Below are 10,990 nucleotides of genomic sequence, written 5' to 3'. Positions count from 1 at the left end.
ACTCGCTTGCCTTCATCATCTCACAGATTTTATGGTTTTCGGATAGGCCCTTAGCATTACCAATTAGCATTACCAAATTATTGTTCATCCCTCTCTAACTACGACCTTCACAGCCATCTCCACTAAATTCCTCCCTCCTCCCTCCTCCCTCCTCCCTCTTCCCTCTTCCCTCTTCCCTCCTCCCTCCTCCCTCCCCAGGTGGGAATGCTACGCCAAAATCGTGGGTTATCCACACCAGAAGTTTCAAACAGGATTTGTAAAGATAGATTTGTAGTCCAAAAGCAAGCCAATGAAGTTTTTCACTCAACCGCTTTATGCCTGGTATCGCTCCACCATTCGGAATTCTAAGTATCGCTGGCTAATGATTTTAGGCAGTTTGATTTATCTGCTGAGTCCTTTGAATTTGTTGACCGATACAGTCCTGATCGTAGGCTGGATTGATGATGGCTTGATTGCTACGCTGCTGGTTACAGAAGTTTCGCAAATTCTTCTAGAACAACTCAAAAATCGCAAAAGCGAAAAGGTGACTGCTTAAGTCTGAGTTTTGTTCTATTCAACGATCTCTAATTCAATATCTTGTAAGGAAGGTCACTCATGTCTGATTCCATTAAAGACCGTCTAGCAGACGATTTCGAGAAAGTTAAAACAGCAGGTGGAACGCGACTGACTCGCATCAGTGAAGTATTCAAAAATGCTGCTTCTCAAGCGATTAATGAATTCAAAGAAGGCTCAGGTGAAATTGGTCTGATTGCTAAAGACACAGTTTCTACAATTTCTGGAAACTTGAACCAGAGTACTGAAGAAGCTACTGTTGAGAATTCTTCCTCTACCGATTTCAAGACTCTGGCCATCAGAATTTTTAACGCTCTGTCTGCCGAATTTAGAAATCAACTGAGCAAATGGGATGTAAAACTGACAGAACGCTACAGCGATCGCTATCTGACAGCCAAACAATCTCTTCAACAACGCCTAGAAAACTTTTCTATCTGGTATGAAAAAGCAAAAGTAAACGCTGAAGCAACCGGATCTGATCCACTACAGACTAAACAATTGGAACTAGAAACTCGAATTGGTGAAGCAGGAACGTCTGTCGCTCAAAAAGAACAGCAAATCCGCCAACACCTGAAAGGCTTGCTCCAAACGGCTATGACTAAATAGTTTCACCCTTTCCAAATCCACCATTTTCTATCACTTTGAGGTAACTTCCATGAAACTGATTCGTCTTTTGTTGGGTATTTTGATTCCCCCGATCGGTGTTTTTCTCACCTACGGCATTAGTAGTGCTTTGCTGATCAACATTTTGCTGACGCTCTTGGGGTGGGTTCCCGGTGTGATTCATGCAGTTTGGGCGATTACCAAGCATGAAGAAAAACTCGAAGGCAGGGTGTAAATTTTCCATTCCAAAATTCATTTAGGAGATATCAAATGTTGAGCTTTTTTCTAACCACCTTGACGAGTGCATTGGGTTTATTAGTGGTTGATTTAGTAGTTCCCGGTGTGGATATTGCTACGTTTCCCATTGCATTGTTAGCTGCGATCTCGATTGGATTGGTCAATGCGTTCGTTAAGCCGATTCTCTCAGTTCTCTCGCTACCAGTCACATTTCTGACACTCGGAACGTTTTCGTTGATTGTTAACGGGGTGTGTTTCTGGTTATCGTCTCTGTTTGTCCCAGGGTTTGCGGTACATGGACTGCTGGCGATCGTGCTGGCTCCGATCGTGCTTTCGTTTGCCACAACTTTTCTAAACAAGTACATTGCAGAAACAAGTTTCGGTCAGTCTCTAGCCGGATCAAACACTGCCAAACTTGAAGCTAAATAGTCATCAAAAATGACCATCGAAGCTACTTAAAAACCCTTACTGCCTTGAAGCTTGAGTCTCTGGTTGTAGGGGATTTTAGAATATATAAAACTAATATGAATTCGATAGAACTTTCCGTTTTGTGATTAATCACAGAAACTTATAACGGATTTAACCCGCGAGAAGTTTTGAACTAGAAGTCTTGTCTTAAAGGGGAGCATCCCAATTGTGTATTGATCGGTCATTGCCTGAATCCATCGCCCCCTAAATCCCCCATTCTGGGGGACTTTGAGCAAGACAAAGCTCTTGAATTGAAAAAAATGTTCAGGTTTCAAAGTCCCCCAATTTTGGGGGATTTAGGGGGCTGAAGCCAACCAAAACGAAGCGATTGACCTTTGACATCAAAAATTTAGCTATTTTGCACAATTGGGATGCTCCCGTCTTAAAATCCTCCAGATTTGGCAGGGGGGCAATTATTCACGAGTCCATAGCGCCAATCCGCCGCCTCGACCGCGTGCTGCAATAAAGGTTTCTGTTACTAAAAAGAAGGCGAAAAAAGGAAGTTGGGCAACCGATCGTTCCTCAAAATCCGTCTTGCCGCCTCGCAACTGACCCGCATAGATTGCATACTTACCAACGCTAATTTGAATTTGAGAAAAATCAAACGCCAGCAGGTTCTTTTTGCCCAAATATTTCGCCAATCCGGTGAACTTTAGCTGCAACCCACCCACTTGAATTTGATTGTTAATCGTTGCATAATCGTCCTGCTCCGCCACCGGACTAAATCCGATCCCCGCCGGGACAACCTGAGGAAGATAAAACCCTTTGCCCAAGGCAATCCCGCCCCTTTTGCGAAGCTTGCGAGTCCCCGTGGTAAAGCACAGTCGCCACTGACCCAGCAAGGGTGTGAGCGGATAGGTGAGTCGCTGTTTTTTAGCCGCTTTCTCAGCTTCCAGCAGTGCTTCTACCACGCGATCGGGGTTGGGGCGGCCCGTTCGACTAGCCGCATTTGCCAAAACATTTTGATAATCGGTTGTCAGTTCTGTTGTCATCAAAGTGGCTCCTATCTCAAATGGCTCACGAGAAACGCAACGCTCAAACCCAGACAAAGAATGAGCCAAAATCGCTGTTGTCTAATCGTTTGTAGCGTATCAGAGAGAACTTGAATTTCAGCTTTGAGTTGTTCGATCGTCCAGGTTTCTTGCATTGATCGCTGATCGAACTCCCGGCTTGCTTCGAGAAACTGTCGATCGACCTCACTCAACTGCTTACCCTGTAACCATTCCAGCCCACTTTGCAACGCCTGACCCCGCAACAACCACGACTCGTCCTGTTTTTGAGAAGTGACCCAAGCCTCCAGCGCCAGCCCATAAGGTCGAAGCTGATTGAACTGTTTCTCAACCCACACCAGGTCAAAAATCTGCTCATAAATCCGATTCTTTACCCTGAGCGCCCCCGGCGATCGCTCCACCAATCCAGACAGCCTCAAATCAATACTCTCAATGCTCGTGCTGTCTATTTCATTCCCCATCAACACCTGCTGATATACGCCCAACAATCGTCCCCGCTGCTGATTTTGTAAGAGCCGATCGCGAATCGTTCGCAAATGTTCTGGCTCGTCCTGAGTTTCCCAATCCTTGAGAATGTGCGATCGCACCAACTGCTCCACCCAAAAAGACTCACTCCCCGGCGGCAGTTTCAAAATTCCCTGCACTGTAGACTGACTTGCCTGCGCGACCATCTGACATAGCTTTTGAGTGAGAAAGGGCTGTCCATCTGTCCAGGTGAGAATTGATCGCAGCACGGTCTGTGGAGTGGTCACCCGTCCAATTAACCCATCCGCCAGCGAGAGTGCTTCGTGTTCTTGAAAGCCCTGTAGCTCGATCGCTCGCCCAATATTAAACGGAGTCTCAGACCGATCTTTTCGAGTGGCCCGCAAGGGATCGCCCATCAAATCCGAAGGAGTCGTCACACCCATCAACACCCAGGTCAACCGCTGATAAGTCAGATCATCCGCCCGTCGATTGTAGCAATAGCGAATCAGCCCAAAAAAGTCATCCACACCAAACTTGAGCTTGAGAACGCTGTCGATTTCGTCGATAAAGATGACGATCGGCTGTTGAACTTGAGTCAGCAAAACTGTCGCTAAAAACTCGCCCAATCGACTCGGCAAAGACAAGTGAGCAAAGTCACGCCACCAGGTGCCCACCTGGACATTGAGACAAAAACTATTTGCGAGAGAAGCCGCAAGCGAGGCATACCATTGTTCGGGAGTGGCTTGTTGGGTGCCGATCAGCGTCATATCAATTACCCCACAGCACACGCCAACCGCCTGCAATCGCTGCATTGTCCGAACGCGCAAACTCGACTTTCCCATCTGCCGCGAGTTAAACACGTAGCACAACTCTCCCGCCCTCAACGCTGCATAGAGGTCAAGATCTGCCTGCCTCACCACATAGCTAGGTGCGTCTTTTTTGAGGCTGCCGCCGACTTGATACTCGTAGTGAGTCATGTGCAGATAACAGAATTATCGTTTTGCCTCTATAGGATCGTGGATTAAATAACTCCGAAATTTCACCCTCACCCTAGCCCTCTCCCCAAGGAGCTACCGTGTACACACAAGTTGCTTAATCGTTTATTGCCGAGATCTTCGCCCCCTAAATCCCCCAATCTGGGGGACTTTGAACTCGGATTCTGGGCTTGAAGTCCCCCAATTTTGGGGGATTTAGGGGGCTGAAGCGGACTGGAACGGAGCGACAAAAATCTGTTCATGACTCATTTAGGATTGCTATAGCAGTTAGTGATTAGTCGTAAACTAATGGACAAGAACGAATCAGTAAGAACCCGCTATTGCAAGATTTTTATAGCCGATTTAGGATTGCTCTATCAAGCCTTCCATTTGCAGCAAGAAGTTGAGAAAAAATCGCTCTGACTTGATGCGATCGCGCAGTCCTTTTTCTTCGGCTTGTTTGCGGGCGGTGATATCTTTGACGATGCCTTCATAAAATAGCAGATTGCCGTGAGCGTCTTTGACCGTCCGCACATCTTCCGAAATCCAAATCATGCGGCCGTCTTTGCAGTAGACCTGAGACTCAAAATCATTGACCGCGCCGTATTGCTGAAGGTAAGTCGCAAACTCTGATCGCCTCTGAGGACGCACATATAGCTGTTCGGCAACGTGAGCGATCGCGCTGATCAAGTCTGTTGGCGATGAATAACCGAGTAGTTGAGCCAGCGATCGGTTCACCCTTAAAAAGCGACCGTCTGGAGTGGTCTGAAACATGCCATTTACAGCATTGTCAAATACATCTCGATAGCGTTCCTCAATCTGTTGTCGTTCCTGTATCTGAATCTGTAAGTAAATGTTTTGTTCTTCGAGTCTTTTTTGCAGGCTTTGCAGCTTTAACTGATGCTCGACTCTGGCAAAGACTTCCTCGATTTGAAACGGTTTGGTCACATAGTCCACACCCCCGACCCCAAAGGCTTTTACTTTGTCGAGACTGTCGCCCATTGCGCTGATAAAAATAACGGGAATCTTGCTGGTCAACGGATCTGTTTTGAGTCGCTCACACACCTCGTAGCCATCAATCCCCGACATCATAATATCCAGCAACACCAGGTCTGGCTGAATGTCACGCGCCCGATTGAGTGCAATCCCGCCGTCGATCGCGCTACAGACTTCGTAGCCTTCTTGGGTGAGCGCATCTGAGAGAAATTGCAGCACTTCTGGTGTGTCATCCACGACGAGAATGGTCGCTTGAGGCAGCGTTTCTTGAACTTTGAAGCCCAACAGTCGAAAAATTTCTTGCTCGGCGTGTCTCAATTCGGGTAGATGTTTTGCGCCCCGGCTGCTCAAGGCTTCATGCTGAAGGACTAACTGCTCTAATTCAAGAACCATCCCGTGCGATCGCTCCCCCCCTTGAGACCTATCTAGCAAAGCACTGTCCACAGTTCTATCTGAAAGGGGAAGCAGGCGATCGAAGTTTTGGCGCAGAAGTTTACGCAGATAGTAAACCGTAATGGGCGAGAGGTGAGTCGGCTCCACTAGAGAATTGGGGACTTTTGATGTTAAATCGTAGGTGATCATTCTGGGTTTTGCAGTTGATTAGAGCCATCGAAAATTTGATGAATAGAGTGACAGACTTATATCAACAGATCTTGTTATGAGATAGGGTGGTGCTGAAGTGAGGCAGTGAGCAGAGTTATGTTTTATGTAGAGAATATTGACAATTTTAGCGCTAACCCCCTCCAAACAGAAACTCCTTGAGTTTTATTGAAGCATTATTTCTGATTTTAAAGGAGTCTCTTTACGTTTACAGCAGGTTTCAAACAGATAAAAGAGGGCTGACATCAGTTCTTTTGGTTGTTTGAAGAGTTTAGTCTTTTGTCAGCTCGACCAGTGCATCAAACTGAAAGTTTGCGACCAGATCGCTCAATCTCTGAGCAAGATCACCAAAATCGGGAGGAATCTGCTCAATCAGACGCAGACAGCGATCGGCATTTAGGCGCAGGGCCGATCGCTGAAGCTCAACCGTCCATTCCCTGGGCATTCTACTCACTAAAGACTTGAGCGGACGATCGCGCGCAGGGGGCATCACAGACAAATCAACCTGTTCTCGACTCAGCGGTTGCAATGGGCAGGGGTCAAACTGAGCAGGAATCTTTACGGCAAACAGCGTCCCCTGTCCGACTCCACTCCGGACGGTAACCTGCCCGCCCAACAGTTGGACAAACTGCCGACTGATCGCCAACCCCAGCCCCGTGCCTTTTTTCGACTTTCGCCCTGTTTCCGTTTGCACAAATGCGTCAAACACCGTGTCGATTTCTGTGGGCGCAATGCCCGGCCCAGTATCAGACACCTCAAAGTGCAGAAAGGACGATTGGGCGGTTGTCTCTCCCCAAACCCGCAGCTTGACGCTTCCTTGCTCGGTAAATTTCACCGCATTGCTGAGGAGATTGATCACGACTTGCCGCAGTTTTCCTTCATCGGTTTGCACCAGGTCTGGCAACTCAGGCGCACGATCGACCATCAACCGAATGCCTTTTGCGTCTGCCTGTACCCGAAACATTTCCTCTAGATTTTGCAGCAGGATTGAGAGATTGACCTCGCTGAGATTGACTTTGGCGGCACCGACCTCAATTTTGGAGAGTTCTAACACGTTGTTGATCAGGTCGAGGAGATGTTGGACACTGCGCTCGATCGTCGCCAGCCGTGCTTTTTGTTTTTCGTTGAGCGACTTGTCGTATCGCAAAAGTTCGCTACAGCCCAGAATGACCGCCAGGGGCGTCCGCAATTCGTGATTCATGTTGGCTAAAAAAGTGCTTTTGGCTAGATTGGCAGCTTCGGCGGCTTCTTTGGCTTGTTTGAGTTCGGTTGATCCGCGTTTGCGTTCGGTAATGTCTCTCAGCGACCCGACCATGCGAATGGGTTGTCCATTTTTGTCCCATTGAGCCGTACCGCGAGACTCACACCATTTGTAAGTGCCGTCTTTGCAGCGCAGCCGAAATTCGACGACGTATTGAGGAGTCTGTCGAGCAAAATAAGCCTGACGCGCTGTGAGCACGGTTTCTAGATCATCGGGATGCAGTAAATTTAGCCAGTCTGAAGACTCGATCGCTTCCTCCATCCCATAGCCCGAAATCTCTTGCCAGCGGCGCGATCGAAAGACCTGCTGAGTCGAAATATCCCAATCCCAAATTCCGTCGTTGTTGGCATCGAGAACGAGTTGTAGCCGCTCTTCGCTGGCTTGTAGGGCAAATTCTGATTGTTTGCGCTCGGTGATGTCCATGATCACGCCAACCATCCGCACGGGGCAATCGTCCGCATCATAAATCGCTCGACCTTTGCCCAACACCCAAAAAATCTGCCCATCTGGATGAATCACCCGATATTCTTCTGAGTAATCGGTCTGCGATATCAGCGACTGGTCTTTGGCTTGCTCGATTCGCTGCAAATCTTCTGGATGGACACGATCGCTCCAGGATTGTTGACTTGACTCGACTTCACCGGGTGTCAGCCCCAGTAGATAAAAGTGAATGTCATTCCAGGTCGTGACATTGGTGATCAGGTTCCAATCCCAACTGCCAATGTGGGCAAATTCTAGAGCCAGACGACGCTGTTCTTCACTTTTTTGTAAGGCGGCTTCGGTCTGTTTGAGATCGGTTATGTCTGTTGCGACGGTTGTCACGACCCAGCAGTGGGCCGCCTCATCCCATCGAGAGCTTAAGGTATGAGCAATCCAGCAGAGGCGATCGTCTTTGTGCCAAAACCGAAATTCGTAGCTGATGGTTTTTTTGGCCTTGATTGGCTCGATCTGTGCGCCAAAGACGGTTTCTAAATCCTGGGAATCGACCCGCGACCTGAAAAGCTGTTTGTCCGCCAACAATTCTTCTGCGGTGTAGCCATAGATCGCCTCGCTGCCAGGAGATACATAGTCCAGCGTCCAAGCGCCATTGGGATAAACACGACTGCTACCTAAAACCACGATCGCCCCTTTGAGAACGTCGCTGAGTTTGAGTTCTGACGCTTGTAGGGCGAGTTCTAGCTGTTTTCTCTGCGTGATATCGTGGCTGACTACGGTGACGACCCAACAATTATCGCTGTGATCCCGCCGCGACGCATAAGTACCAGAAATCCATCTGAGAGAGCCGTCACCGTGATGAAACCGATACTCTATGGTGACTGTGACTGTGCGTTCGGCAAAAAACTTTTGATAATTTGGCAGCACAACGGTTTCGAGATCGTCTGCATGTACCCGTGACATCCAGATATTTTGATCCGCGATCGCATCTTCCTGGGTGTACCCAAAGACAATCTCAGTTCCCGCCGAGCAGTATTCATACTCCCAGTCTCCAATGGCAAACAGACGAAAGCTGACGATCGCCGCCCCTGCGCTGTTGAGCACATCATTGAGTTTGGCTTGCGATCGAGACAAGGCGGCCTCGATGTGTTTCTGAGGCGTGACGTTTAAGCTGGTGCCAATAATCCGATAGACCTGAGAGTAGGCATCTCGTAGCGGCGTAAGCGTCGTCAACCACCAGAGTTCTTGTCCTTGAAAGGGAAGAAACTCTTCGTAAGTAACGCTGGCTTCACTGGTTAGACAGTCTCGATAGTGCTGAGTGACGATCGCTGCAAAGTCCGTCGTGTGAATCTGCTGGGGCGTTTTGCCCTGAGCCTCCGTCGAAGAGATACCTGTCAGCCGTTCACAGGTCGGATTAAACCCGGCATAGCGAAACTCATTCCCTTCGACATCGATCACAAAAATCGACTGGCCCACGCCTTCATAAATGCTGCGTAAGATGCGCGAGGTGACATTAATACTGGTGCCGACAATGCGATAGATGCGATCGTCAGCATTTCTCAGAGGCGTGAGCGTCGTCAGCCACCAGAGTTCTTGTCCTTGAAACGGCAGATACTCCTCATAGGTGATGCTTTCTCCGGCGCTGAGACAGTTTTGATAATGCTGATTGACGCTGGCAGCAAATTCGCGCCCATGAATCTGTTGGGGGGTTTTGCCCTGGGCATCGAGAGAAGAAATTCCGGTGATTCGTTCGCAAATGGGATTGAACCCGGCATAGCGAAATTGATCGTCTTCGACATCGATCACAAAAATTGACTGCCCCACTCCCTCATAAATGCTGCGTAAAAACTCTTCTTTCTCAAGCAGCGCCTGGGTCAGAGACTTACGATTGCCCAAGCTCTGAGCGGTTGTCAAGACTGCTATTTCGCCGTCCAGGTCGATCGTCTCTGCCGACATCAGGACAAGCTCCAATTCACCAGCCTTGTTAAAAACTTCAAACTCTTCTTTGTCTACAGCGCCAACCTCATGCAGACTGTGATGCCAGCGATCGCGATCGCCCGCCGCCCACAAATTCAATTCCTGCGTTGATTTGCCCAATACTTCCGGGGGGGCGTATCCCAAAAGCTGGCAAAAACTTGAATTTACGTCGAGGATGCGATCGTCGCTCGTGATCATCATCGCTGCGGGGTTTGACCGAAACGCCTTGGTAAACTTCTCTTCTGATTTTTGAAGCGCTGATTCGAGTTGTTGACGCGATCGCTGTTCCTCGGCCAATATTTGGGACTGAGTATCAAGCCGTTGGGTTAACCTCCGTATTTCTTCGGTCAGTGTCATACAAGTTCTTCGTCCGTAAATCCACTCTGAGCATAGATCAAAAACTCGGTCGATCGCTGTGATCAAACCTTTGGCGGATTCATAATTTCATGATATCGACGGACTTCTCCACTTCGCTTACCATTTGCCAACTGATTTGGTAGTAAAAAAGGGGTCACAAAGGTGCTGTTGAGTCAGTTGAGTCAATCGTGCAGGTTAACTTGCTTGAAGTCTGCCTCATCTAGACGAAAAAAGTTTCGCAATGACACTACAATTTCTCGAATTCGCTCAGTTCCAAACTGCATGGAGTTGAGTAATTTGGGCAGATCTTCTCGGAGAAATTCAAGGTCGATCGTTCTAATTTTCTCTTGAATTTCTTGTGGTGAATGAGGATAGTTTGCTTCGTAGAGTTGGATGAGTTCCAGTAGACCCTGGGCGTATTGTTGAGCAGGATTTAGATTGCCGTAGATGAAGTTGACTGGGTGATTAATCTCGTGGGCAACGCCTGCAACCAACTGACCCAAAGCAGAGAGTTTTTCTTGCTGAACGAGTTGTAATTGTGCCTGCTGAAGCTCGATCGTTCGTTCGACTACTTTTTGTTCCATCGTTTCAGCAAACCGCTTGAGTAAGCTATTTTGAGTTTCCAATCTTTTAGAAAAATCACGAAGCTGAATGTGAACTTTGACCCGTGCTAAAACTTCCTCTTGTTGAAATGGTTTTGTAATGTAATCAACCGCTCCTAAGCCCAAGCCTTTAACTTTATCGTCAGTGTCAGAAAGGGCTGTCATAAAGAGAATGGGAATGTTAGAAGTATCGAGGCTGGACTTTAAGCGGCGACAGGTTTCAAAGCCATCGATTCCGGGCATTTGAATGTCTAGTAAGATCAAATCGGGTGGATTATGTCGAGCTTGCTTAATTGCGCTTTCACCGCTGGTGGCAACTGCAACCTCAAAACCGTCTTCTGCTAGTGATTCAGAAAGTACTCGTAGGTTAGCCGGATTGTCATCGACGATGAGGATGACGTTTGCTTCAGAAAGGTCTTTTAGAGTGTGCATACAGGATTTGACTCGCTTGAA

General features: G+C 48.0%; 9 protein-coding genes. 4 read left to right on the top strand and 5 right to left on the bottom strand.

The window, feature by feature from the left end:
• Positions 1-289 precede the first annotated feature (289 nt).
• From ACJ2PR_RS22915 to ACJ2PR_RS22900, 4 genes are read left to right on the top strand one after another with little or no spacing between them, the layout of a single operon-like run.
• Entirely contained in the window at positions 290-535 is a 246-nt protein-coding gene (locus tag ACJ2PR_RS22915) for a YkvA family protein (RefSeq protein ID WP_446878691.1), read from the top strand.
• Positions 536-594: 59 nt separating this feature from the next.
• Positions 595-1,158, top strand: a complete 564-nt coding sequence (locus tag ACJ2PR_RS22910) for a hypothetical protein (protein WP_446870230.1) — start codon at positions 595-597, stop codon at positions 1,156-1,158.
• Positions 1,159-1,207: 49 nt separating this feature from the next.
• On the top strand, positions 1,208-1,390 hold the full coding sequence (locus ACJ2PR_RS22905) for a YqaE/Pmp3 family membrane protein (protein ID WP_446870231.1): 183 nt from the start codon (positions 1,208-1,210) through the stop codon (positions 1,388-1,390).
• A 35-nt stretch (positions 1,391-1,425) separates the two neighbouring features.
• Positions 1,426-1,821 (top strand): phage holin family protein, encoded by a 396-nt coding sequence (locus ACJ2PR_RS22900; RefSeq protein ID WP_446878690.1) that lies wholly within the window; start codon positions 1,426-1,428, stop codon positions 1,819-1,821.
• A 452-nt stretch (positions 1,822-2,273) separates the two neighbouring features.
• Here the strand turns inward: ACJ2PR_RS22900 and ACJ2PR_RS22895 are convergent, their stop codons facing one another.
• The 5 genes from ACJ2PR_RS22895 to ACJ2PR_RS22875 form a co-directional block, all read right to left on the bottom strand.
• Positions 2,274-2,852 (bottom strand): hypothetical protein, encoded by a 579-nt coding sequence (locus tag ACJ2PR_RS22895; protein WP_446878689.1) that lies wholly within the window; start codon positions 2,850-2,852, stop codon positions 2,274-2,276.
• A gap of 11 nt (positions 2,853-2,863) precedes the next feature.
• Positions 2,864-4,312, bottom strand: coding sequence for an AAA-like domain-containing protein (locus ACJ2PR_RS22890; RefSeq protein ID WP_446878688.1), 1,449 nt, complete (start codon positions 4,310-4,312; stop codon positions 2,864-2,866).
• Positions 4,313-4,672: 360 nt separating this feature from the next.
• Positions 4,673-5,887: a response regulator gene (locus ACJ2PR_RS22885; protein ID WP_446878687.1), complete on the bottom strand. Its 1,215-nt coding sequence runs from the start codon at positions 5,885-5,887 to the stop codon at positions 4,673-4,675.
• A 289-nt stretch (positions 5,888-6,176) separates the two neighbouring features.
• Positions 6,177-9,935, bottom strand: coding sequence for a PAS domain S-box protein (locus ACJ2PR_RS22880; RefSeq protein ID WP_446878686.1), 3,759 nt, complete (start codon positions 9,933-9,935; stop codon positions 6,177-6,179).
• 182 nt (positions 9,936-10,117) lie between these two features.
• Entirely contained in the window at positions 10,118-10,969 is an 852-nt protein-coding gene (locus tag ACJ2PR_RS22875) for a response regulator (RefSeq protein ID WP_446878685.1), read from the bottom strand.
• Positions 10,970-10,990: the final 21 nt, after the last annotated feature.

The sequence above is a fragment of the Phormidesmis sp. 146-33 genome (genome assembly GCF_052939515.1).
The sequence above is the reverse complement of the archived record's forward strand: the minus strand, read 5'-3'. Positions and strand labels throughout refer to the sequence as shown.

Excerpts from the sequence above, each read along its gene's own strand:
- ACJ2PR_RS22915 (WP_446878691.1), top strand. The coding sequence starts at position 290 with ATGAAGTTTTTCACTCAACCGCTTTATGCCTGGTATCGCTCCACCATT.
- ACJ2PR_RS22910 (WP_446870230.1), top strand. The coding sequence starts at position 595 with ATGTCTGATTCCATTAAAGACCGTCTAGCAGACGATTTCGAGAAAGTT.
- ACJ2PR_RS22905 (WP_446870231.1), top strand. The coding sequence starts at position 1,208 with ATGAAACTGATTCGTCTTTTGTTGGGTATTTTGATTCCCCCGATCGGT.
- ACJ2PR_RS22900 (WP_446878690.1), top strand. The coding sequence starts at position 1,426 with ATGTTGAGCTTTTTTCTAACCACCTTGACGAGTGCATTGGGTTTATTA.
- ACJ2PR_RS22895 (WP_446878689.1), bottom strand. The coding sequence starts at position 2,852 with ATGACAACAGAACTGACAACCGATTATCAAAATGTTTTGGCAAATGCG.
- ACJ2PR_RS22890 (WP_446878688.1), bottom strand. The coding sequence starts at position 4,312 with ATGACTCACTACGAGTATCAAGTCGGCGGCAGCCTCAAAAAAGACGCA.
- ACJ2PR_RS22885 (WP_446878687.1), bottom strand. The coding sequence starts at position 5,887 with ATGATCACCTACGATTTAACATCAAAAGTCCCCAATTCTCTAGTGGAG.
- ACJ2PR_RS22880 (WP_446878686.1), bottom strand. The coding sequence starts at position 9,935 with ATGACACTGACCGAAGAAATACGGAGGTTAACCCAACGGCTTGATACT.
- ACJ2PR_RS22875 (WP_446878685.1), bottom strand. The coding sequence starts at position 10,969 with ATGCACACTCTAAAAGACCTTTCTGAAGCAAACGTCATCCTCATCGTC.